General features: G+C 60.8%; 29 protein-coding genes and 1 tRNA gene. 26 read left to right on the top strand and 4 right to left on the bottom strand.

The features are described 5' to 3' along the window. Positions 1–9 precede the first annotated feature (9 nt). The 10 genes from H6718_04155 to H6718_04110 all read left to right on the top strand — a co-directional run bounded on the left by H6718_04155 (position 10) and on the right by H6718_04110 (position 6,275). Positions 10–444 carry a hypothetical protein gene (locus tag H6718_04155; GenBank protein ID MCB9584561.1) on the top strand — a complete coding sequence of 145 codons (435 nt, stop codon included), beginning with the start codon at positions 10–12 and terminating at the stop codon, positions 442–444. Between the two features lie 47 nt (positions 445–491). Further along, the gene (locus tag H6718_04150; protein ID MCB9584560.1) at positions 492–1,493 is read left to right on the top strand and encodes a Mu-like prophage major head subunit gpT family protein; all 1,002 of its coding nucleotides are present in this window, start codon (positions 492–494) and stop codon (positions 1,491–1,493) included. An 85-nt stretch (positions 1,494–1,578) separates the two neighbouring features. Next, a complete protein-coding gene (locus H6718_04145) occupies positions 1,579–2,022 on the top strand; it encodes a hypothetical protein (protein ID MCB9584559.1) in 444 nt (147 codons plus the stop codon). After that, positions 2,022–2,420: a hypothetical protein gene (locus H6718_04140; GenBank protein MCB9584558.1), complete on the top strand. Its 399-nt coding sequence runs from the start codon at positions 2,022–2,024 to the stop codon at positions 2,418–2,420. Before H6718_04145 ends, H6718_04140 begins: the two co-directional genes overlap by 1 nt. Before the next feature lie 29 nt (positions 2,421–2,449). Next, positions 2,450–2,983 (top strand): hypothetical protein, encoded by a 534-nt coding sequence (locus H6718_04135; GenBank protein MCB9584557.1) that lies wholly within the window; start codon positions 2,450–2,452, stop codon positions 2,981–2,983. Positions 2,984–3,031: 48 nt separating this feature from the next. After that, positions 3,032–4,510 carry a hypothetical protein gene (locus tag H6718_04130; GenBank protein MCB9584556.1) on the top strand — a complete coding sequence of 493 codons (1,479 nt, stop codon included), beginning with the start codon at positions 3,032–3,034 and terminating at the stop codon, positions 4,508–4,510. Between the two features lie 16 nt (positions 4,511–4,526). After that, on the top strand, positions 4,527–5,021 hold the full coding sequence (locus tag H6718_04125) for a hypothetical protein (GenBank protein ID MCB9584555.1): 495 nt from the start codon (positions 4,527–4,529) through the stop codon (positions 5,019–5,021). 43 nt (positions 5,022–5,064) lie between these two features. Further along, positions 5,065–5,463, top strand: coding sequence for a hypothetical protein (locus H6718_04120; protein MCB9584554.1), 399 nt, complete (start codon positions 5,065–5,067; stop codon positions 5,461–5,463). A 112-nt stretch (positions 5,464–5,575) separates the two neighbouring features. Next, positions 5,576–5,821, top strand: coding sequence for a hypothetical protein (locus H6718_04115; protein ID MCB9584553.1), 246 nt, complete (start codon positions 5,576–5,578; stop codon positions 5,819–5,821). 22 nt (positions 5,822–5,843) lie between these two features. Beyond that, positions 5,844–6,275 (top strand): hypothetical protein, encoded by a 432-nt coding sequence (locus H6718_04110; GenBank protein ID MCB9584552.1) that lies wholly within the window; start codon positions 5,844–5,846, stop codon positions 6,273–6,275. Positions 6,276–6,316: 41 nt separating this feature from the next. Here H6718_04110 and H6718_04105 read toward each other — a convergent pair whose 3' ends face one another. Continuing rightward, the gene (locus H6718_04105) at positions 6,317–6,463 is read right to left on the bottom strand and encodes a hypothetical protein (GenBank protein ID MCB9584551.1); all 147 of its coding nucleotides are present in this window, start codon (positions 6,461–6,463) and stop codon (positions 6,317–6,319) included. A gap of 46 nt (positions 6,464–6,509) precedes the next feature. Between H6718_04105 and H6718_04100 the strand changes: the two genes are divergently transcribed. The 14 genes from H6718_04100 to H6718_04035 all read left to right on the top strand — a co-directional run bounded on the left by H6718_04100 (position 6,510) and on the right by H6718_04035 (position 17,815). Continuing rightward, positions 6,510–8,300 (top strand): hypothetical protein, encoded by a 1,791-nt coding sequence (locus H6718_04100; GenBank protein MCB9584550.1) that lies wholly within the window; start codon positions 6,510–6,512, stop codon positions 8,298–8,300. Further along, a complete protein-coding gene (locus H6718_04095) occupies positions 8,300–8,866 on the top strand; it encodes a hypothetical protein (protein MCB9584549.1) in 567 nt (188 codons plus the stop codon). The genes H6718_04100 and H6718_04095 overlap by 1 nt, the downstream gene beginning before the upstream one ends. After that, positions 8,867–9,556, top strand: a complete 690-nt coding sequence (locus H6718_04090) for a hypothetical protein (protein ID MCB9584548.1) — start codon at positions 8,867–8,869, stop codon at positions 9,554–9,556. Beyond that, positions 9,549–9,992, top strand: coding sequence for a hypothetical protein (locus H6718_04085; protein ID MCB9584547.1), 444 nt, complete (start codon positions 9,549–9,551; stop codon positions 9,990–9,992). The genes H6718_04090 and H6718_04085 overlap by 8 nt, the downstream gene beginning before the upstream one ends. Next, on the top strand, positions 9,992–10,201 hold the full coding sequence (locus tag H6718_04080) for a hypothetical protein (GenBank protein MCB9584546.1): 210 nt from the start codon (positions 9,992–9,994) through the stop codon (positions 10,199–10,201). Before H6718_04085 ends, H6718_04080 begins: the two co-directional genes overlap by 1 nt. Further along, positions 10,201–10,590 (top strand): hypothetical protein, encoded by a 390-nt coding sequence (locus H6718_04075; GenBank protein MCB9584545.1) that lies wholly within the window; start codon positions 10,201–10,203, stop codon positions 10,588–10,590. The genes H6718_04080 and H6718_04075 overlap by 1 nt, the downstream gene beginning before the upstream one ends. A 35-nt stretch (positions 10,591–10,625) precedes the next feature. After that, positions 10,626–11,768, top strand: coding sequence for a baseplate J/gp47 family protein (locus tag H6718_04070; protein MCB9584544.1), 1,143 nt, complete (start codon positions 10,626–10,628; stop codon positions 11,766–11,768). Then, positions 11,768–12,571, top strand: a complete 804-nt coding sequence (locus H6718_04065) for a hypothetical protein (protein ID MCB9584543.1) — start codon at positions 11,768–11,770, stop codon at positions 12,569–12,571. Before H6718_04070 ends, H6718_04065 begins: the two co-directional genes overlap by 1 nt. Further along, positions 12,568–13,758, top strand: a complete 1,191-nt coding sequence (locus H6718_04060) for a hypothetical protein (GenBank protein MCB9584542.1) — start codon at positions 12,568–12,570, stop codon at positions 13,756–13,758. The genes H6718_04065 and H6718_04060 overlap by 4 nt, the downstream gene beginning before the upstream one ends. 2 nt (positions 13,759–13,760) lie before the next feature. Next, positions 13,761–15,653 carry a hypothetical protein gene (locus H6718_04055; GenBank protein MCB9584541.1) on the top strand — a complete coding sequence of 631 codons (1,893 nt, stop codon included), beginning with the start codon at positions 13,761–13,763 and terminating at the stop codon, positions 15,651–15,653. 74 nt (positions 15,654–15,727) lie between these two features. Next, positions 15,728–16,801: a hypothetical protein gene (locus H6718_04050; protein ID MCB9584540.1), complete on the top strand. Its 1,074-nt coding sequence runs from the start codon at positions 15,728–15,730 to the stop codon at positions 16,799–16,801. 26 nt (positions 16,802–16,827) lie between these two features. Next, entirely contained in the window at positions 16,828–17,073 is a 246-nt protein-coding gene (locus H6718_04045; protein ID MCB9584539.1) for a hypothetical protein, read from the top strand. After that, positions 17,070–17,420, top strand: coding sequence for a hypothetical protein (locus H6718_04040; protein ID MCB9584538.1), 351 nt, complete (start codon positions 17,070–17,072; stop codon positions 17,418–17,420). Before H6718_04045 ends, H6718_04040 begins: the two co-directional genes overlap by 4 nt. Further along, positions 17,417–17,815 carry a hypothetical protein gene (locus tag H6718_04035; GenBank protein MCB9584537.1) on the top strand — a complete coding sequence of 133 codons (399 nt, stop codon included), beginning with the start codon at positions 17,417–17,419 and terminating at the stop codon, positions 17,813–17,815. Before H6718_04040 ends, H6718_04035 begins: the two co-directional genes overlap by 4 nt. A 70-nt stretch (positions 17,816–17,885) precedes the next feature. Here H6718_04035 and H6718_04030 read toward each other — a convergent pair whose 3' ends face one another. Continuing rightward, positions 17,886–18,374, bottom strand: a complete 489-nt coding sequence (locus tag H6718_04030; protein ID MCB9584536.1) for a hypothetical protein — start codon at positions 18,372–18,374, stop codon at positions 17,886–17,888. A 461-nt stretch (positions 18,375–18,835) separates the two neighbouring features. Between H6718_04030 and H6718_04025 the strand changes: the two genes are divergently transcribed. Together H6718_04025 and H6718_04020 are read left to right on the top strand one after the other, a co-directional pair. Beyond that, the gene (locus H6718_04025) at positions 18,836–19,918 is read left to right on the top strand and encodes a trypsin-like serine protease (GenBank protein ID MCB9584535.1); all 1,083 of its coding nucleotides are present in this window, start codon (positions 18,836–18,838) and stop codon (positions 19,916–19,918) included. 176 nt (positions 19,919–20,094) lie between these two features. Next, entirely contained in the window at positions 20,095–20,838 is a 744-nt protein-coding gene (locus H6718_04020) for a hypothetical protein (GenBank protein ID MCB9584534.1), read from the top strand. A 106-nt stretch (positions 20,839–20,944) separates the two neighbouring features. On the opposite strand, the gene H6718_04015 is transcribed toward H6718_04020, so the two are convergent. Together H6718_04015 and H6718_04010 are read right to left on the bottom strand one after the other, a co-directional pair. Continuing rightward, positions 20,945–21,017 (bottom strand) — tRNA-Thr (locus H6718_04015). Positions 21,018–21,214: 197 nt separating this feature from the next. After that, complete coding sequence (locus tag H6718_04010; GenBank protein MCB9584533.1) at positions 21,215–22,810, bottom strand: right-handed parallel beta-helix repeat-containing protein; 1,596 nt, start codon at positions 22,808–22,810, stop codon at positions 21,215–21,217. Positions 22,811–23,005: the final 195 nt, after the last annotated feature.

The following is a 23,005-nucleotide window of genomic DNA, read 5'->3' as shown; positions in this document are numbered from 1 at the left end:
GATTTCAACATGGCAAAGCGACAAAACCGCACGGAGTGCTGGAGCACTCGGACGTTCACGCTGACCGACACTGAGGTTGCCGAACAGGGCAAGCTCTGCTGCATCGACACAAGCACCGGCAAGGCTGTAGCCGGCACGGTGGACACCGGACTGGTTCCGGTGGGGACCTTCATGGAGTCCAAGACGGCTTCTGGCGATGAGCCGATCAAGGTGAAGCTCTTCCGTGAGGTCACCGTGATCTGGTGGGAAAATAGCGGCAGCAACGCCGTCACGTCCGCCATGCTCCTCGGCCCTTGCTACGTCGAGGACAGTGAAACGGTCAGCAGTGACGACTCTGGCACCTCACTCGCTGGCCGAGTGTGGGCTGTGGACAGTGCACTCGGCGTAGCCGTTGAGCACGGCGTCATCGGCCTCCAGGGCATCCAGGGTGAGCCCGGGGTCTGATCCCTAGCCGCTTAGCTTCCTTTCTTAGCTTCTTCTTGGAGTAGACAATGAGCGTAATTACCCCCTCCTTCATCCACCAAGTGGATCACAACATCCGGATCCTCTCGGAGGATTCGTACCTACGCCTCACCCAAAATATGTGGTGGGATCAGTGCGCCAAGGTCGAGAACAGCGTGTCCAAGGTGGAGCAGCTCGTCTGGATGCTGACCACCGCTCGCATCGAACGCACGGGCAGCATCGGTGAGGTTCCCTTCGAGGATCTGGTCGAGCTGACTCACTCCGTCGAGATGGAGCCAGCGGCTGCTGGTCTTCGCCTCGGCAAGGACGAGCTGACTGACGCTGACGGTCATGGCCTCAAGCGTGCGGCCAAGTGGGCAACGGACATCGGTCGCTACATGGCCTACTTTCCTCAGGCCATGATCTCCGAGGCGATCCTCGGAGGCGAGGCTTCGGTGAAGTCGTTCGATGGTGAGTTCTTCTTCTCTGAGACTCACCCAAACAACCCGTTCCGTTCAAGCGCTGGCACCTATTCCAACCTCTTGGATGGCGGCAACGCCCTGCCGATCAATGGGAACTACAACACCGCCGTCGACAACTTCGCAGCTGCGTGTGCCCACGTTGGCTCGATCATGTGTGCCGATGGCAAGACGCCGAGGAACCTCAAGGTCAAGGCCGTCCTGGTTCCGCCGAAGCTCAAGACTCGTGCGGACCTGATCACCAAGGGCCGCTTCGGTCCCGTTGGTGGTGTGGCTGCTACGGCTGACCTGGCTCCTGCCAGCTTCTCGGACATCGAGGTCTTCTCGGCTGCCGAGTTGAGCTTGGCCGCTGGTGGTGACGACACCTCGTACTACCTAATCACCGACGCCATCGTCGACTCCGACACGGCACCGTTCCTCTACGTCGAGCGTGAGGCCTTCACGATCACCAATCATGACGAGTTCACGGATGCAGAAATCCGTCGCTCTCAGGCTTTTGAGTACATCGTACGAGGCCGCAACGCTGTGACTGCCGCATTTCCCTACGGAATGATCAAGGTCAAGGCCAGCTGAGCCTAGCCTCTTCCCGAAGGCGACCAAGCCAACCGAACCCCCAACGAGTCGCCGGCTCCTTGGGGGTTCTGGTTTTTGAGGACACATGGCCTACCTGACCACAACTGAGTTCACTGCTCGTAGCTGCATGAACCCCGACGACGTTGCTCAGCTCAACACGGATGGGTTCGTCGAGGCCAAGCTGGAGGACTACTCGTCCTACATCTGGTCCCGCTTGTCCAAGCGGTACGCACCGTTCGACTCGACATCAGTTCCGAGAATCATCCTGATCTGGCTGACGGACCTGGTGACGCTCGATTGCTACATGCGGCTCGGCTTCAGCCCATCCTCGGACCAGGATGCTCAGATCGTAGCCAAGGCCGATCAAGCAAAGGCCGATCTGCTGGAGGCGGCCAACAGTGAGACCGGGTTGTTCGGCATCCCGCTCCGTCAGGACACTCCGGGCACCTCGGGCATCTCGAAGGGTCGTCCTCTCGTGAGGTCTGGCAAGAGCCCCTATGACTGGCCCAACAACCAAGGGGACAGCTGATGGCCGACGCAATCGATGCCATCGACTCTTGGATTGCCAAGCTCAAAGAAGTGAAGGGCCTAGCCAAGAAGGCCGCCCCGAAGGTCGCTGAGGCACTCACGAAGTCGGTCCAAGAGGACCTCGCTTCCGGTGTTGATCCCGCCACCGGAGCTGCGTGGCAGCCCACCAAGGACGGCAAGCGCCCCCTCAAGAACGCAGCGACGGACGCCATCCAAGGGTCAGCTGTTGGGTCCACGATTGTGCTTAAGGTGAAGGAGCGCAGGTACTACTACCATACGACTGGCAAGGGCGTGCCTCAACGTGGGGTTTTACCTCGTGGGAATCTTAGGCCCAAGCACGCCAAGGCTGTGACCGACGCTCTTGAGAAGGAGTGGAAGCGAATCATGGGGGGCAAGTGAGTTCCTCAATCCCAGCACTCATCGAACGAATGCAGGCCCTCTTTGATGATGAGGCCGCAGGCATCGTTGTGCGCTTCGGCCGACGTCAGGTGACGAGGCAAAGCAAGGACCCAGGTGGCGACACTCGAGTGATCATCGAGCCCGGTCAGTCCGCCAAGCTGGGCAAGATCGTTGGGGCACGCAAGAACACCAGCAGTGCTCGTGTCCTCCGAAGCTGGGAAGAGGCCTTCACTGTTTGGATTTGGGCTCGTGACCCCGACGACCCCAAGAACGAGTTGGCTCAATACAAGGCGCTCACCGCTCTCCACAACCAGGTGACTCGAGCGATGCATCTCTCCCACATAGCGTTGTTGACCTTCGGCGAACCCGAGTTGGTTCTGAAGGACATCGAGTTCAGCTCCGGCATGGAGCTCAAGCAGCCCATGAACGTGCTGAGTCCCATCGAGGACATCGCCGATGAGACGGCCACAGCCTACGCCGAACTCGAGACCGTGATCTTGGGGGGCACCTATGAAGCGCCCTCGGAGACCGTAGACGGAGTCGACACCATCACAGTCGTCTAATCCTTTTATCGCCCCTCAACAGCAGACCCCTTTTCCGAGGACTGCTGAATGGCGACTCCGAGAGTTACTACCACCGAAGTTGACGGTGGCCTCAACAACACCAAGAACCTAAGCGGCCAGCCGATGGCCGTGGTGGGCCCTGCGGCCTCCGGCTCCTTCAACCCCCAAGTCTTCAGGTCGAAGACTGATCTGGTCGCTGAGTATGGCTCCGCCGGAGCAGCACTGGACGCTGCTTGTTACGCCCTCGATTTGGGTGCTTCGAGCGTAGTTGTCGTTCGCACGGCGTCGGGGAATAGCTCCAGCTACTCGACCCTGGATGACTCGGGCGTCACCGGAACCTGCACGCCCTCGGTGGACTCCAACGTCGTCCCCCTTGATGAGTACCAAGTCTACATCGAGGTGGTGAGCGGGGGTGTGATCGCTACCAGCGGTATCAAGTACCGCTACTCGTTGGATGGGGGCACGACCTTCGGACCCGTGTATCCGCTAGGAACTGCAACGAGCATCACGCTCCCGGCCTTCACTGGTGGGGTCAAGGTGAACCTCTCGGCGGGCACGCTGGTAGCGGGAGACTCCTTCAGCTTCGAGGCCTTCCCGGAGACCTTCACGGACGGTGAGCTTTCGACCGCCTTGGACTCGCTGGCCTCCACGTCGAAGGACTGGGAGTTCGTGCTGGTGGCTCTGGATGTGGACGCCACGATGGCGATGACCGTGGCCACCTGGCTGGCGACGTTGCACAGCCAGAACAAGCACAAGTTCGGCATTGTGAGCTTCAGGGCTCAGTCGAGCACCGAGACGGCGAACGACTACCTCACGGCCTTCGAAACGTTCCGTGGTGCGGTCGAGTCTTCCGACCTCGTCGTCACAGCGGATAGGTGTGACCTTCTCTCGAGCATCCCTGGTGTGTCGGGTCGTCTGCGTCGTCCACCGTCCTTGGCCATCGCTGGCTTGGTCAGTGTGATGTCCCCCGAGACGGATGGGGCGGCCCTCGACTCCAAGTACGCCAACGACCGGGGTCCGCTCTTGGGCGTGTCCATCAAGGACAGCAACGGGAACCCTGTCTACACGGACGCAACCCTAGGCGTTGGTTCGGCTCTGGATGACCTCCAGGCCACGGTGCTTCGGAGCTGGCAGGGCTACTCAGGCACGTACATCAACAACCTGCGTCTGCTCTCCTCGCCGGACTCTGACGCCACCTGGCTTCAGCATCGCCGGGTCCTCAACCTGGCCCGCGGCCTGTTTTACCAGGCTGCCGTGCGGATACTGTCCAAGCCGCTCCAGGTGGACCGTCGGACAGGCTTCCTGAGTGAGAAGCAGATCCAGAGCATCGAGGCTCGGATCAACGCCATCTTGCAGACCGGTCTGCTCGTGAAGCCCATGGCCTCGGCCGTGAAGTTCACTGCCAGCAGGAACGACCCGATCCTCACCAATCCGTTCCGGTTTTCCGGGCGGCTATCCATTTTGCCCCTGGCCTACGCCAAGGAAATCACGGCTGAGGTGGCCTTCGTCGCCACGCTGGCTGCCTGATCTGGAGACCTAAGAAATGGCGCAAACCATCAATGGACTAGAGTTCAGCTGGTCAGAGATCAGCCTCACTATCGGGGACACCGTCTATGACGGGTTCACCGAGATCTCCTACAGCGACAAGCTGGAGCCCGCCTTTCAGTACGGTGCAGGCTCCGCCTATCGCCCACGTTCTCAAACCAAGGGCAAGTACTCCTGCGAGAACGTGAAGGCGAAGATGACCCAAGATCAGGCTGCTGACCTGCGTGCTGCCCTGTCTGCACAGAGCGCTAGCGGGGTCAGCTACGGCACGGTGATCATTCCCGTCATCACGGTGCAGTTCGTGATCGCTGCACAGCCAGGCGTTCCCAACTCTGTGGACCGGGCTCACCTCCACGAGCTGCTGAACTGCCGGTACATCTCGACGGCTGACTCCTACTCCGAGGGCCCTGACGGACTCTTGGAGGACGTTGAGTTCACTTGCTTCGGCATCCGTCGCAACGGTCTGACCCTCTACGAAGATCCGCAGAGCTGACCCTCGTCCAAAGACTCCCCTCTAGACTTTTAGGAATTTCCGAATGGCAAACAGCAACGCTAAGGCAAAGACCGTCCTCTCCTTCATCGACGCTCTAGGCAACTCCCTCAGCAGCTCCCTCGAGGCAGCGGCTCCGTATCAGGCCTCGGCCGCCACTCAAATCGACATCCCGGATGCAACGGCAGCAGCCACGAGCTTCAGCGTGTCGTTCGGATCCATCGCCGCACCGACGATGATCATCCTCTCCAACAAGGGAAACCAGGACCTCGACGTGACCATCTCCGGTGGTGACACGCCCCTCCTGCTTGTCGCTGGCGGCCTCATGATCTTGGGCGGGCCTACTGCCACAGACGTCAGCTCCGTGTCGGTGGCCACCACGGACATCCAGTCCGGCGAGGGCAAGGTGAGCGCCTTCGTCTTCGGCGACCCAGTCGTCGCCTGATTTCCACAAGTCAATCTAACGGGCCGCTGGCTCTCGCCTTGGTGTGACGCCTAGGTACCTCTCTTGCTCTGGGAGTCAGCGGCCCCCCTATCACATTCAAAGCACATCCATCATGAACGATATCGACGACGACGAGTACGAAACCAATGACCTCTACTTCGCCGCCTACCTGAGGGCGAAGGGCTTGGTCATGGTCGACATGTTTAGGGACCGCGGAAAGGTCTTTTGGGTGTTCGAGATCCCAAAGAACCGAACCGTCCGGGAACTCACGACGACTTGGTTTGCAGGGGATGAGGTCCCGGCCCTGGAGTTCGCCAACGCCGTGAAGACCCTCAAATCCACACTGACCAACGTCTGACTACATCACGGAGAAAAGCTACATGGAAAACATCGAAGACATCCGAACCAAGCTCGAAGTAGCCAAGGCCAAGCGTGCCGAGGTCGAAGCACAACGTGAGGCGGAGGCCGAGGAGGCCAAGGCCCGACGTGAGCTAGAGGACCTGGAGAAGCTTGAGGAGCTGGAGGCCGAGCACGGCCCTCTAGGTGAAGGCCTGGCTCAGGTGGTGATCGCTGATCGCTTCACCGTGTTCCTCAAGAAGGGCGGCAAGGCTCATTGGGCCAAGCTCAAGTCCTACGGGGACAACATCAAAGAGAAGCAGGTCATCGAGTTCGTGAAGCCGCACATCGTGCATCCCGACGTGGGGACGGTGGTGAAGCTGGCGGACGAGTACCCGATCCTGTGGGCCACCTTGATGGAGGCCATGAACCACTTGGCCGGCATCCGACGAGAGAAGCTCCAGGGAAAATCCTGAGCCTCTTCGCCCCCAAGAGGCAGGACCGGGCCAAGCAACACCTAGCTGACGCTGGGTTCCTCCTCGCCTTCCTCGACGGTGAAGAGGCGTACGAGGTCGACCGGTACGTGGGTGCACTCCTCATCGCCGAGGGCCTCGCTGACTTGAGTGTGATCCGGCAGCTCATCGAAGCCTGGATCCAAGCCCAAGCGAAGGCTCGTCCCAAGTAACCATTTTTGAAACCGCTCTAGAGCAATGGCAGCCGAAGGCACATTCACGCTGAACCTCGATGGCAACCTCGAGGATGGTGCGGACTCTTCCGAAGAGTCCCTGGAGAAGCTGCGTCGTTCGATCCTCGACACGACCCAAGACCTCTCGAGGATGCAGGCTGCCCTCTCAACGATGAAGAAGGGCGGGGTCGATCCTGGCAACGCTGCGTTCAAGAAGCTCTCGGATCAGATCGACGTTCATAAGAAGTCGTTGGGCCAGGCTCAGGCCCGGTACGTCGACCTCGGCGGAGAGTTCGGCAAGCTCGATCCTCCAACCCAAGAGCTGAGCTTCCTCGACGAGCTGATGACGCAAATCGACACCTCAGCCCTAGCCGTGGTTGGTGCCGTAGCTGCCGTCGTCGCAGTGCTCGGTGCACTGGCGGTTGGCCTCGTTGCCGTGACCGCCAAGGTCATCGGGTTTGCGATCGCCAGTGCCGACGCAGCCCGCTCTCAGAACATCATGCTGGATGCTCTCCTCGGGAGCACAGCAGCAGCCACGAGCCTCCAAGGCGTCATCTCCCAGGTGGCTGCCAACACGTCGCTAGGACGTGAGGCCATCACCGGATACGCCAAGCAGCTCCGTGATGCGGGCATCCAAGGTGCTCAGCTCGAGACAGCATTGCAGGCAGTGTCCAACGCTGCCTCTGTTGGTGCCGATACGGGGAAGATCGTCAGCCAGCTTCAGGCTGCGAAGAATTCCGCACAGCAATTTAACAAGGTCATCGACCGAACCAATGGGTTGTATGGCGACCTGGCGAAGAAGTCCGCCATCGGCTTCGGGGCTCAGATGGCTCGACTCAAAGAGAGCATCGGAGAGCTGTTCAGTGGGCTCAACTTGGAGCCGTTCCTCGAGGGCCTCCGAAGCATCACGGCACTCTTCGACAGCAACACCAGCTCCGGCAAAGCATTGAAGACTCTGGTCACCACCATCTTTCAGCCACTGCTGGATGGTGCGGCGAAGGCTGCCCCGAGCGTTAAGGACATTTTCCGCCAGGGTATTATCTACGCTTTGAAGTTCACCATCGTGGCCTTGAAGGTCAGGAACTCTCTGAGGGATGCACTCCAAGGACCGAATGCCGGACCGATCAAAGCAGCCCTCTACGGCATCCTGGTCCCGCTAGCTCTGATCGCCATTGCAGCCACAGCAGCTGCCACGGCGACCGTGATCACCTTCGCTCTGATTGGTGCTGCCGTAGCTCTAGCTCTGGCTCCCTTCGCAGCTTTGGGCGTCGCTATCTACTTCATCATCGGAGCTGCGAAGGTCCTTGGTGCTGCGATCAGCTCCGGCGTCACGAAGGCTATAGACGCCGCCAAGGCTAAGATCTCGGAATGGGTGTCCATCGGTTCCAACTTCGTCAGCTCTCTGGCATCGGGCATCACGTCCGGGATCAGCTCGGTCATCAGTGCGGCTAAGAAGGTCGCCACGGGTGCCGTCGATGCGGTGAAGAACACGCTGAAGATCGCATCGCCTTCCAAGGTGTTGATGCAGGTTGGTCAGTTCACTAGCGAGGGTATGGCCGTCGGCATGGACGACGGGGCAGACCAAGTCGTCAGCTCTGCTGAGAGCCTGGCCACCGCTGCGATCCCAAGCCCCGAGTTGGGTGACGGTACTGGTGGAGGTGGAGCCAGGGGTGGTGCAACCACGATCACGATCCAAGCCGTCAACATCAACGGCGTGGAGGGTGCGGACGATCCCGCCTTCCTGGACAAGATGGCCAAGGCCTTCGAGTTGGTGCTGAGCACGGGTGGACTCAGCCCAGAACCGGAGCCCGTCTGATGGCTGCCTCCTACATTGATCCGGACCTCAACCCTGAGGCCTACGACCAAGCGATCATCGGTGGAGTTCCGACCCTTGGGATCGCCACAGTTTCTGGCGGGAAATATTCGCTCGCCTGGGATGCGAAGAAGGGGACGGCCAAGACGGGGGCGTCCACTGTCTTCACGGGCAAGGACTTGTCGGAGTGCACGCTTAAGCTGACCTTCGCTGATGGTGCACAGGGACTGAGCCAGGCCGACCAGATCTCTCAGTTCGTGGAGCAGATCGTGCCCATCCTCCAGACGTCGGCGACCGGGAAGCAGGCGGTAGACTTCTTTCACCCCTCGGTGAGCCTTGAACCGATCAACCTCACGAGCGTCGTCGTGAAGACGATCGGTCAGATCGAGATGCAAGACAACGGGCTCAAGTCCGTCAGCATCGAGTTGATTCAGTACGTGAAGCCGAAGCCAGCTCGAGTGGGCAAGCCCAGCGGCAGTGCCTCGAAGACTCCCGCTGGGTCCACTGCACAGGATGCGATGGACCGTGAGATCGAACAGCTCACCGAAGAAGTGAAGGAGCTGTGGTGAATGGCTGACTTCTTGAGCATCACCCAAGAGGGCAACACGCTCTCAGTCGACTCAGTCCGTGTGAGCCTGCCTCGTACTGGCTGCTGGCTCGCCCAAGTCGTGTGTCCAGAGCCTGCCTCCTTGGAGGGCCCTACGACGGTCACAGTTGGTGACCTCACGTTGGTAGGCCAAGCAGACCCAACGTGCTCCACGACGTACCTGACCCGCACCCATCTAACCGTTGTGGGGGGGCTCGGTTGGAGGAACGTCCTGCCAGCAAGGCACTATCACAATGATGCGGGCTCGGGAGTGAAGCTCTCGAACGTCCTTCAGACGACAGCCGGCGAAGCGGGCGAAACGATCAACGTGACTTCCACCAAGGGAGTCGGCGTCGACTACGTCCGCCTCAAGGCACCAGCGAGTGTTGTCCTCAGAAACCTCGCGCCTGATTGGTACGTGGCCTTTGACGGGACCACCCGAGTTGAAGCCAGGCAGCCCACAGAGCTAGCCGACGACGCTGATGGCTTCGAGGTGTTGTCCTTCGATCCTGTGTTGAGGGTCGTGTCGCTGAAGGTCACCAAGCCAAGCGTGGTGGTCCCGGGTGTCATCCTTCGAGGCAGTCCACTCGAGCGGGCCTTCTTGGTCACCAGCGTCGAAATCAACATCGACAACGGCAAGCTCTCAGCTCGTGCAGGGGGCTACTATGGCTGAGTCCAGGTTGCTCGATGCTCTGAAGGCTCTGGTGGATGGGCTCACTGCCGCCACGAAGCTCCACGTTCCTGTGAGGTATCGAGTCGTCACGCCCAATGGAGACGACCGCTTCAACCTCCAGTGCGTGACCAAGGGCCCCTGGCCTGATGTCCTTCCGATTTCCGTACGGATGGGAGTTCCGGGAGCAGTGGCCAACCTGAAGCTAGGCAGCATCGTCCTGGTCAGCTTCGTTGAGGGCGACGCTTCGATGCCCGTGATCACCCACTTCTCCACGACTGAAGAGGCGGGATGGGCTCCTGTATCGCTTCGCTTCGAGGCGGACGAGATCATCTTGGGTGATCCCGTGACGAGCGCGGGCCGAGGGGTTGCTCGTGTGGGTGATGTGGTCGGCTTCCTAGCGGTTTCGACCGGGTCGACGAAGACGAGGTGTGAGTAATGGCACTCGACGCAACCAGACTTTCCAACGCCATCAGGCTGAGGCTGATCACCAAAGAAGGGTTCGTGGACAACCCTTGTCTTCAGGACTTCTGCGATGTGATCGCCGAGGAGATCGTGACCGAGGTTCAGCAGGCGACCGTGGTGCCCACGCTCTTGGTAGCACCAAGCGGTGGCGGTCCTGTGACCGGCACTGGAGGGATCACCTGATGACCAACGCTGAACTTGGACAGGACCTCCTAGTGACGGAGGACATGGATCACCTTGGTCGGATCGACGAGGGCATCCGCATCCTCGTGTGGGATCTCATCTGGCGCCTTCGAACAGCCAGGGGAAAGCAGCTTGACGACGAATCGTATGGGATGGACCTGGCGAGCTATCTCCATAAGGGAATGACGCAGCGGGAAGTGATCACGCTCCCTCGCCTCATCGAAGCCGAGCTAAAGAAGGACGAGCGTGTGGACACGGTGCAGGCGACGCTGACCCAAGAGGGTTCAGTGTGGAGGATCCGTATCGAGGGGACGTCTGGACTCGGGCCCTTCCGGCTCATCGCCAGCGTGGACGAGGCGGCCAAGCTCATCTTCGAAGACGAGGCCTAGAGGCCCGATAACCTACTTGTGTTCGAGCCTAATCGATGGCTCTGAACCTGGATGACCTGACGACTCCGCTCTCGAGGGAGACCCTCAAGAAGGAGATCTATGACCTCGCCCAAACGTTGGGTTTGAAGGTCAACGACTTCGTGAGTGGGTCCCCGATTCGGACCCTGTTCTCGGTCGCCAGTTGGATCTTCCAGGCGCTCCACACGTTGGTGGTCGACGCCAACAAGGCCGCCTTCCTGGATACCGCCACGGGCAACGGACTCACGTCCAGAGCCAAGGGCGTCTATGGGGTCGAGCGGATCACCGACGACTACGCCGTTGGTGCAGTGGCCCTCACGAACATCGGGGGCGGGATCTATTCGTGGGCGCCCGGGGACCTGGTCCTAAAATCATCTTCTTCAGGGACGACGTACGCAAACCTTGAGGCCATCAGTCTTGGTGCCCTTGGGACCGCCACGGCGAACTTCCAAGCCCAAGTGATCGGTTCGGCTGGCTCCGCTTCGGCAGGGCAGATCGACACCCTGGTGACCACAGCGCTCGGGGTCACCTGCTCCAATGCAGGGGCACTCTCCGGGCGAGACGCTGAGACCGATGAGGCTTTGCGTGAGCGATGCAGGGACAGCCTTGGAAGTCTGAGCCCATCGGGCCCCAAGAGGGCCATTGAATTCGTGTGCTCCACGCCCTCGTTGGTGTCTGACGTGGTCGTCAACCGCGTGAAGGTTTTGCAGCCCAACGGTGATGGCATCTGCCAGATCTACGTGGCTGCCCCGGACGGTGGTCTCAGCGGTCCGGATGTCGCCAAGGTGCAACTCGGCGTCGACTACTTCGCTACGGCTGAGGTTCAGACGAACGTCGTCCACAGTGCCACGGACAGAGCCGTGGACGTGGCTCCGACGGTCTACGTCACGTCTGGTGTCCTGAGTGACTCCGAGTGGCAGGACGAGGTCACTGACGCTCTGGATGCGTACCTGAATGGTTTGCCCATCGGAGGAGTCACGGCTGGTGCGAGCAACATCATCCCGTGGCGTGCACTCGTGGGCGTCGTGAAGCAAATCCAGATTGCAGACAGCTTCCCGGTCATCTCCTGCAACCTGGCTAGCGAGGTCGACATTAGCCTCGTGGAAACTGAAGTGGCGGTCCCGGGGACCTACACGATCACGATTGTGCAGGTGTCGTGATGGCAGGTATCCGTCACGCTCTGAGCGAGATCGTTCCTCCGAGGATTGGCCCCGGCAAGCCAGGTGAGGAGAAGCGGATCTTCCGAGCCGTCTACACCCTAGGGGCTGTAGCCGATGCCACGGTGCAGCTTCGGCTTGAAGGCTTGCAGGCGGAGTACCCCGGAGTGGGAACGCCCACTGCGTTGAGCCCGATCGGTCGAGACCGACTGATCCCAAGAGGCGCCTCCGAGAGTGACGAGGCCTACTCCGAGCGGCTCCTTGCATGGCGTGATGCCCACCGAAGGGCGGGCAACCCGTACTTGGAAATGCAGCAGATTCAAAGCCACTGGCCGGACCCTGCCTACCTCCAGGTCGTGAACGCTCACTCGTGTTGGTACGAGCTGAACAAGGACGGTGAGGTTTCGAGGACTCTGCCAATTCCAGCCAACTGGGACTGGGACGGCGTGTTCCTGAAGGCTCGGGTGTGGCTCATCATCTATCCGCCCACCTCCCTTTTCCAACGGGATTTGACGTGGGCCAACACGGACAACTCCACGTGGGACGACGACCCCAACGCAACGTGGGGATCCACTGCGACCGTTCAGCAGATCCAGGACATCCGGAACCTGCTGGAGCACTGGCGATCCTCAGGGGCGTTCTTCGAGCACATCCTCGTTGGGTTTGCTGACCTCCCCCTAGACCCCAACGACACGAACCCACCGCTGCCTGATGGCCAGTGGGGTCAGTACAGCAAGCTCGATGCCTCGGGGAACTGCATCCAGGCGAGGAGCGAAGACTTCATCTATTGGCGAGGCACGACATGAGCGTCCAACGAGCTGGGCTGAACCAGTACGCATCAACCATTCAGATCCTTGAAGGCTCCGACAACCGCAATGCTGCTTCGGTGGCAGTAGCTTTGGAGGGGCTCACCGATCGCACGGCGTTCCTCAGAGGTCAGATGGACTCTGCCATCGCCCAGACGTGGCATCGGTTCACGTACTCGTTGAGCGATGCGTCCAACATCCTGCCCTACACGGATGGCGTTGGGACCGAGGGCTTCATGGTCTGGATCTATGGCGATCCTCAGTGGCGGATCTGCCTGGATGACGGTCAGCAGTACACGCAGACCAACAACGGCATCGACGTAGGGACACGGGCTCAGCGTCCGGGTGTGGCCTACATGCTCGCCGTAGAGGAAGTCACGGTCCCGCACTACACGGCAGGCCTCCAGACGGAGTTCTCGACGGATGCGGGAATCAACTGGATTGCAGGCGATGCTCTCCCTGCAAACCTCAAGGTTTTCCACGCAGCTTGGGCAAACGTTACGGCTAGCGGTGCTTGGGTTCTTGCTGCCGCCGACGCAACGAACGACTGGCCCTACGTCTGTCTCTTCGATGCAGCAGGCAACCTGATCTCAAGCACGAACCTCTTGGCAGGTTCGATGGCAGATCAGGATTGGTCTTCTGTCTGCGTGGGTGGTGCTGATGGCTCCATCGTGATCCTGGCCGAGGACGGCAACTACTACCGGAGCGCCGAGGGTGCGGGCAACGACCCGGTGTGGACTGCCCACTTCGGTCCCTGGACAGACGGGGTCAAGATCGACTGGAGCGTTGAATCGGGCTTCGTTGCTGTGTGGCCAAACACTGCAGCAGGGTCGTTCAAGTGGTCGCAGTCGGACGACGGCATCACGTGGTCTGCGGCAGTCACCCAGAGCTTCGCCTACGCAGACACGAGCGTCGGCGATGAGCTGTCCGATGCAAACGCTCGCCCTTGCTTCGCAGTGCTGAGAGGCCTGTGGGCCATCGTCACGTGGGACTCCGACACGCCCAAGGTCGGCATCCGGATCACGTACAGCACGGACCAGGGGGACACGTGGTGGCACCACGGCGTGCACGCTCCGTCACTGACAGGACCTCCGAGCCTGGCGAAGAACGCCTCTGGCTTGGGATTCTGTGTGGAAAACAACTACTGGGTCTCGCTGAAAGCGGGTGACCCGAGGTTCGGAGGCTGACAATGGCCGATAAAATCACTTACCTCGACGAATTACTCTCGAAGAAGATCGCCGTTGACGGCACCGAGATGGAGCCCTGCGGCAGGCTGAACCTGGTGGCGGGTGCTGGTGTGAACCTCACGGGCACCAACGATGCCGTCAACAACAGCTGCAACGTCACAATCACGGCCACCAACCTGGCCACGCTTGCCACCTCCGAAGTCACCAACGACTCAGGTGTGGCTGGTGCCACGGCTGCTGATGCCTTGGACGCCCTCGACGCTGGCAAGGTGGACACCACCACGAGCGTCAATGCTGGCCTCGGTCTGTCGGGAGGAGGATCGTTGGACAGTAATGTCACGATCGCCATCAGCACAGCCGGAGCTTCGGTAGGTCAATTTTTGGCCCTCACGGGTGCAGAGACCGTGGGGTGGGCTGACGGCTCATCCTTGAGCGCTCCCACGGGAGGCGATGCGTACAAGGTCGCTGTGGCCAACGCCACCGAGGACGACATTGCGTACAGCTCGGCCACGATCCAAGGCGATGTCCTCAGCATTTCCGGGCAGCAAATCGTCGATGCTTCGACGGGGGTCGTCATCGGTGACGCAGCCAACACGGGTTCGATGACCCTCGAGGTCGATGCTGTGGAGTCGATCTACCTGAAGGCGGGCTCCAACAACATCGTCGCCTTCTCAGATAACGGGCTCTCGATGCAGGGGTCCAGGTTCGTCAACGTCGGTAGTGGTTGGCTAGGCCTCGGCCTCGCCAAGCCGTCGACCGGTACCGTTCGCATGGCCCACGGGTCGAGCTTCTATGGGCTCAATGATGCGGGTGACACGGACGTCGCCCTCATGGATTGGGGTGTGACCACGACCGACCTTTTGACCATGCCTGGCCCTGTTCAGGTTGGCTCGGGCACCTATGCGACGACGGGTGACATCCGTCTTCCGCCTGGTGGGGTGATCGCTGCTGGGACCTCAGTGACATGCAGCCTTGGGTCCTCGAACCAGTTCGTGGTCGTGGCCCCAGGTGGAATCATTCTGAACAACGCCACCTCAAGCAACTCATCGATCTCAGCAGCTGGTGCAGTGAGCAGCTCCGCTGGTGGCTACACGACTCAGATGGTTGGGTCTAGCTCGGGCTACGTCCAGATGAGCGCCTTGGCTGGGCAGTCCCGTGAGGTCCGTGTTGCAGACAACACCACAGCCTCAGTGACGGGTGCCTCGATCATCCTGCATGGCCAGAACTGCACCGGGGCCACTGCCACGGGTGGCGACACCTTTGCCCGAGCCGGCACAGGAACCTCAGCAGGAGGCAACGCAGAGCTTCAGTCTGCAGCTGGCTCATCCGGCAACCGTGTTCGCGTCAACGACACGGGTGTCCTCATCGTGCCTAGCTCCACTGGCTCCGTCCAGATCGGTGCCGCTGCCTCAGCCGACTTCGGCTCAGGCGTAGGCGTCATCGGGATCGATGAGGCGACCACCGACCCCACAGGCAACCCCACGAGCGGCGGCATTCTCTACGTTGAGAATTCCACCGGGAAACTGTTTTCCGAGGTAAGTCGGGGACCATCACCGAGATTGCGAGTGCTTGACCCATGGCTGCTGCTACACAACGCAAGCTCATCAACGAGTTCGTCACCGTGGAGACAACGGATGACACGGCCACCGAGGGCCTCGTCCTCAACATTCCAGCGGACTGGCGTGGTCGAGTCACGGCTGAGATCTCAGCTCAGGACGCTAACTCGTCTGGCGGGTTCCTCTACGGGAAGATCTCAGCCGTCATCTACAGTGGTGGCGTCGTCGACGTGGGGACCGGGTATGACGCTGGTCAGGGCGGAACCCTGGCTGGTGCCTCAGAGCCGACCTGGATTGACTCCGTTTCGGGTGACCCGGCAGTGGAAATCACGGGTGTAGTTGGTCGCACGATCGGGTGGACGATTCGTGTCCGTGGGGAAATCCAATACTACCCGTTGTCTGGTGGGTGACCTATGACTGTTGCATCAGAGCGTAGGGCCTATGACCGCTTCAGCACCTACGAGACAACCGACGACACACCGACTGAGACGGTAACGGTTCAGCTGGCTGCGGACTACTCGGGCTGCTTCACGGCCTACGTCATGGCTCAGAGGTATACGACGAGCAGTAGCTACCTATTCTCGATCGTCAGCTGCTACGTGGAGACGGATGGGACCGTCACCGCTGGGACGCCCTACGACGTCATCTCTGGTGGGACAGGCTCGACCCTTGCCGTCACGTGGGTGGCCACAGGCAGCAATGAGATCGCCGTCCAGATCACGGGCAACGCCTCCGAGACTTGGGGTTGGACTGTTCATGTCGAGGGTCAAGCTCAGGCGTACACGGTTGGGGATGAGCCGGTTGCCTTTGCCAACGTCCAGCTCTGGCTCGACGCCAACGACTTGGCTTTGGGCACCGGGAACACCACGTGGGCAGACCGTACAGCCAACGGCTATGACGGCACCCTGGTGGGCAGCCCCAACGTATCCGACGGGTACGGCACGGGCTCGCACCGGATGATCACGCTGAACGGCTCTTCGCAGTACATCACAGCTGATGGGGTTGGTCCGGTTGCAGCGGGTTCAGACACTCCAGTGTCGGTCGTGATGGTCTGCCGTCTGCACACCAATGCAGCGGCCTACAACTCCTACTTCGCCTTCGACCGTACGAGCAGCTCCGTTCCGCTCCTCGAGATGTACAAGAACAACACGGTCTCGGGTGCCTTGATCTGCATCAAGAGGGACGACGCCAACTCACTAGCATCGGCGAACGGCTCGGCCTCCAACACGTCCAACCTGGTCCTTGTTTACTCCCACTCGGGTACGACCGTGACGACGTGGAGGAACGGCAGCATCGACCTCAACGCAGCGGCCATGGATCGTGGGACCACCACAACAGACAACTTCTCCGTGGGTGTCGTGCGTCGAGGCGGTACGCCCGCATCCTATGCCCCCCTCGAAGTCTGCGAAGTCATCGTGTGGGACAAGGCCCTGAACTCTACGGAGGCAGCGTCGGAGTACGCCCGCCTCTCGAGTAAGTGGGCCTGAGGATCCACTTCTCAAACTGCTAGGGCATGTCCCCTAAAAGCACCCACACCCTCGACATCTCCCACATGTTTTCCGAGGTCGACGCTGTCGCCGAAGCCCTCATGGAGGCCGAACGGGTGATCCTGGCTATGCCCCTTGAGCAACGGCGTCAGCTACGCCCGCCTCCCGGGATCTTTGAATTGGGTGTTGATGGTCGCTTCAAGCTCACGAACGAGCTGGAGAGCTTCTTGGTGAAGTTGGGGGTGAGCGTGCCCCCTAGGGCTCAGGGATGAAGGAGGCGTTCGTTGTGACTGTTGAGCATGACACCCTCAGGCCTGGCCCTGCCGAAGGCCCGCCCAACGAACCCGAGTTGCAGGTCTTCGCCCGCATCGTCAGGCAGGTCGTGCGTGAGGAGCAGGGACCCCTAAAAGAGTCCATCCAGCACCTCTCGAATCAGGTGATGGAGTTGTCCTCACGGCAGGCCAGTCAGGATCAGAGGACCGACGTGCATGACGAACGCCTGGCCCGCCTCGAGGCCAAGCGTGTGTGGTGGCCAGCGGGGTTGGCGTTGCTCGCTCTTGGGGTGGCCTCAGGCAACCTGATCACCATCCTCTACATCCTGTCACGGGTGGTGCCATGAGCCCGTCTCGCAAGACCATCATGGGGATCGGTCTGCCAAGTGATCCGCCTCCTGATGTTCAAGAGCCCGAGCACCAGTACAAGCTCCTGAAGCGCATCAGCGATCAGGTTGAGGAGCTACTCTCGAAGCACAGCGAACGCATCGAGAAGCTGGAAGCCTCCGACGCCAAGACCGAGGAGACGCTAGGCAGGATTGAAGGCAAGGTGGATGGCCTTCACCAGAAGGACACCGAACATGACGCACGCCTCGACAAGCTGGCCGCCGCCTTCGAAAAGAAGGTGCTGAAGGTCGGTAGCGTGGGTGCCGTCATTCTGGCTGTGGTGGGGACTCTGACTCAGACGGCGGATCAGTGGGGGCCGGTTCTGTTGAAGCTGGTTGAGATCCTGGTGAAGTGACCACAAAAACGCGAATCACCCCTGAGGGTGATCCTTTGGGGTGATTGGGTGGAGAGGCTTGCGGAGCGATTCAATCGGGCACACAGACCATCACCTGAGGACCGCCCAGCGTCCCCTCGCAGCCACACGTGCCGCTTTCATTGAAGAAGCAATTGCGGGCGGCGTACGTCGACACCGAATCGCAGTGTTCCTCAGCCCCACAATCCTCGTTGGACGAACAGGTTGCCCTCTTGCAACAGTTCTCGTCCAAGTCGCTCTCACCACAGCGCCACTGGATCTTGGTGTCTTCCAACGAGCACACGGAAGAGTAATTGGTCAGGGGTAGCTCACAGGTCGAGAGCGAACACAGCTCGGGCTGAGGGTCGTCACACGCCGTGAACCCATCGAGCATCTGCACCGCCCCGTACGCCCGTCCCCAGTACTTCTGACCATCCTTTTCCGCACAAACCTGGACGGAGTCGGCGAGTGCTTCTCCAGCACAACCAACTGCCACCGCCTCCCCCTCGTCCGCAATACACCCTTCAGTGGTGCCCTCGCCACGCGCAAGAACCGTGGTCATGCCGTTACAGTTTTCCAACCGACCCGAAGTTCCTCCCGCGTCACTGCCGCTGGAGCTGCATCCCACCAGAATGACAAACACAACCCACGAGTTCTTCATGCCCAGATTATGACGCACCCGGATCTGAGGAGCAACAGGGACGGCAAAAGCGAGCAGTGCGGTTCCGGCTGGAATCTGAAATATTGAGCGACGTAGCGGCGAGGTTCCACGTGGAACCGTTGACACAGCACGCCACGATCCACCACACTCCGTACCATGCCGCCACATCTCAGTTTTGGGGGCTTCTGGAGGTGCTGATGATTGCTCGACGGATGAGACCACTGGTTTTGGCGTTCACTGCATGCGCTGTGACGGCAGCAGGTGTTTCCTGCCAGGAACAGGCAGAAGACCTGCCGAGGTTGGCAAGGACGCCAACCGAGGAAGCCCAAAGGAAAGTTTCCGAGTATCTGCCGAGCGTTACGGTGGAGAAGCGATTCCTACGAACGTTCACCGACGCCGATCTCGCCGAGCCAGCGCTCCCACCTTATGACTTCCGTGGGACCGAGCAGGGCGAGAAATTCAAGAAGGTGGTCAAGCCTCCAAGGCCGCCCGCGGGCAAGGTGAGCCTGATCCACACGGACGGCGTAAACCAGGTGGACCAGGAGTGGTTGGTTGACGAGGCTGACCTCGGCGCCCTTGGGCTAGTCGCCGAGGAGATTGGGATGAACAACGCGTCGGAGGGAGGAGCCCCTACCGGCATCAGCTCCGACAGCCATGTCGCCGCGCTATCCGGCGGAGTCGACAATCGAGTCTGGAAGCCCATCGGCTCAATCTACCCTTACAACCACAGGGAGCTTTCCCGAATGGGAACGCTCGACAACGATCAATGTAGCGCCACGCTGGTGGGGCGACGGGTGGTGCTGACTGCCGCTCACTGTGTCGTTGGGGCCGGCGGAGGCTACGTCAAGCAATACACCCCCCGGCGAAACGGAACTGGGAGCACTCTGTCCAACGCCCCTTACGGTTCACCGTGGGGTATCGACGTGATCTACTCCTCGCAATACATCTACGAGGACTGCCCGGCACACTACAATAGCAACCTGAGCGTGTGCCGGCAGCTCGACTGGGCCATCATGCTTCTCGATAGCAACCCGTGGACGACCAGCAACGGAACTCCCGGGTGGATGGGCTACTGGGTCCCTGGAACCTACATCCTCAGCAACGACGTGCTGTACAATGACGGGTACCCTGTGTGCAGCGGATACCCGAATCCACCGAGTTTCTGTTTGACGAACTTTGCGTACGGAATGACGACTGGCTCTAGAGCAGGAGCGTTCATCAGTTACTCGGGGTCTCAGCCGCTAGACTTCACGCTTGGAGTGGACTGGTCGGCAGGCCACAGCGGAGGACCGGTCTGGACGGACTACCCGGGCAGCAACGGGCCGTACGTTGTTGGAATCGCCGCGACGGAGTCAAACTCGACCGGCCCGTATCCGAACGCTGCCAGGTCCATGAACTCGTACCTGGCGAACATCATATCTTGGGTGAGGGCCACCTACCCGTAGCCTACGCTGGACCAGCCGGGTCTAGACACCCGGCTGGTCCCCACTCAGCTCCCTGGCCCTCGTGGTGCGACCCCGCGGAGGCACCATCACGGCCAAGTGGTGTCTAGGCACGTGGTTCTTGGGGGAGGCACGGGTGGGGTTGGGTTAGCCATCGAGCGGGAGTAGGCTCGGGGGTCATGAGCTACGTCGTACACATCATCGAGTCCCCAAGCGAAGACGACTTCCTCGCCAGCAGGAGCGAGGGAAGGGTCCTGATGGAGGCACTCACTCATGCGGGGCTTCCCGTAGCGATGAGCACGGTGATCAGTCGCAACGCCCTGACCAAGGTGGTCGTGGGGATTGCTATTAAAGCGAAGGCGCTGTCAATGGAGGGGAAGCCGATCACCCCCATCCTCCACCTGTCGATGCACGGCTCGGAGAACGAGATTGGACTTACGTCGGGGGAGCGTTTGACCTGGAAGCAGCTGGCGCCGCTGGTCGGCACCGTGCACAGCATGTCAGGTGGCATGTGGCTGGTGATGTCGACTTGCAAGGGCTTTAGCTCAAGCCGCATGGCCTACCACCAAGAGGCGCCCTTCTCGGTGATGATCGGTTCCTCAGAGGACATCAATTGGAACGACACCGTGGCTGTGTTCACGGCCTTCTACCATCACGTGATCCGCCATGAAGGATCGGCGCAGTCGGGGGTGTCGATCATGAACGCCATCTTGGGCACCACGGTCTTTGGTCAAACCACCGGCGCCGCTGCCCAAGATGCTTGGACGTGGTTGCGAAACCTCCAGGAGCAGGCGGTATCGGGTGAGCATCTCATCCAGCTGATGGAGCAAACGCTAGGGCCCCGCAACACCTGGCCCGTAGATCTCAGCATGCTCGACGGCCTCGATCTGGGAAACCTAGACCCCCGTCTGGTTTCCCTCTAGTTTCCCATTTGGGTGGAGTTTCCTGTCCTGTCCCGTCCGGTTGTGTCCGGTAGCCGAGAGTAAACGTCGAGAGCGTTCCAGCAGAAAACGTGGGGTTTTGGCTTAGAGCCACCTTCCGGACTTGAACCGGAGACCTACGGTTTACGAAACCGTTGCTCTACCGACTGAGCTAAGGTGGCAGGGGCGCGGGAGCATACGTGCCTTTGCCCACCAGTCAAGCACTGATGGACCGATCGCTGCTCAGCCAGCCAGTAGACGCATGATTGCCGGGGATTTGAGCCAGTTTTCCTCCCCCCAAACCGAAAGCGCGCGCTCCGGAGCAGGGCGCGAGCGAAGTTTGAGAGTGCGACCCCGCCCCGGCAATTCCCCCGAACCGTCAGCCGCGGCGCACCCGTCGCCGCAGCCAAAACACCCCGAGGAGGCCCATTAGGCTGATTCCGTGCGGAGAGCCCGAGCCGACCGGTGTCGTGCGGCAGGCGCAGCCTCCGTCGACGCCTGACGCGTCGCCGTTTGCGTTTGCTCCGGCTTGGCTTGAGCCACCGTTGCCGGTCTTGTCGGTGCCACCGCTACCTCCTCCAACGCTGGTGCCGCCGTTGCCGTTCCCGCCGCCGCCGGAGCTGCCCCCTCCCGAGCCACCTCCGCCGAACCCGCCAGGGCTCGGGTCGCCCATGCTCTCCGAACCGAAGGCACCGATATCGGGCGCCGCGGAGTCGCCGCGGGCGCGAGACAGGCCCTGGCCGGCGAACTCGCTAGTCACCGTGTCATATCCCTGCGGCAGCGAATCGCCCGAGTCGATCAGGGGTGAGCCACTAGCCGGGCGGTAGCCGTCACCAAGACCTGGGTCGCTGCCTTCGATCAGGTTCTCGATGCCTTCGTAGGTGGCGGAGTTGCTACCAGCGCGGAACCCGGCTTGGATCCAGTTCGCGCCCATCACCAGGGTCGCCTCGGAAGACTGATCGGGGTCGAGCAGCTCCAGCTCACCTCCCGTGCTCTCGAACACGTTGTTGTAGGCTTCAACGCGGGTCTGCGAGTTGACGAAGAAAATCGTGGCCCCGTTGCTGCGATCCGAGAGCACCGTGTTCTGGTAGAAGTACATCAGACGTCGCGGAGGCCTGCCGCCGTCTTGACCGAAGTGCACGATCTGACTCTGATTCGTGTCGGCGTGCTTGATCAGCACGTTGCCGAAGACGTGGATCGGATCGTTCGTGTGGTCCCAGGCGCCGTCTTCGGCTTCGACCAGATCGAGCACGCGGTTGCCGCCTTCGATCCAGTTGTAGCGAACCACCGTGCCTTGAGAGCGATCCTTGAGGTTGTTGCCTCCGGCATCCGGGCGTAACGGTAGGATCACGTTGTACTGGAAGACGATGCCGTCGGACTCGGTGTAGATGTTGTGCTCGTAGATACTGCCAGCGTTCCCGTTGTCATGAATGAAGCAACCCTCGACCGTGATGTCCGCCGCATTGACCCAGCTGAAGAAGCCGTTTCCGGAGCCGTGAATGTCCAAGTTGCGGAACGTCAGGTGGCTGCCATCCGGAGCGAATACGCTCGCCGCGTTGTCCGGGAAGCCGGCGTCGCTGTTCGCGTTACGGATCTCGAAGTTCTCGATCACCACGTATGCGGCGCCAGGGCCGGTGTGCACCAGTCCACGATTGTGGGCACCGGGACCGGCGCTCGAGCCCTCACCGTCGATGATCGGAAGCTCGCCGTTTGGCCCCGGTATACCTCTCAAGCTGATCGGGCTCTGCTCAGTGCCGGCGCGCTCGATGCCGAAGCTCTCCCGATAGGGTTCCGCGCGGTAGTAGACGAGCACTTCGTCACCGGCTTCCAGTGAGCGGAGCGGTGCATCCGAGATGTTCTCGTACTCCTTGCCTGGCCCTACCTCATAGGTGGCCGCAAGCGCGGCGCTTGCCCAGCATGCGCTGAGTGCACCAACAAAGATGGCGGAAAGGCGCCGCGACGCGCTTCGTTTCATACCCCTCAAACCAATCTCCCCGTTAAGGTTCCGGCCAAACCGGAGGCGACGTACAGCGTGCTTCTAGGATCGCTCGCTGTAAAGCGAGACACGCTCGAACAGAAAGCCTGAGCGGCTTTTCCGTATCGATTCACCCGCGGACGTCGCTCCGCCGGTCTCGCTTGAACTCCGCCTACGGCCCAGCATGCAGAGCGT

The sequence above is a fragment of the Polyangiaceae bacterium genome (assembly GCA_020633205.1).
Taxonomy (GTDB): Bacteria; Myxococcota_A; Polyangia; order Polyangiales; family Polyangiaceae; genus JAHBVY01.
This window is presented reverse-complemented; position numbering and strand designations above follow the sequence as displayed.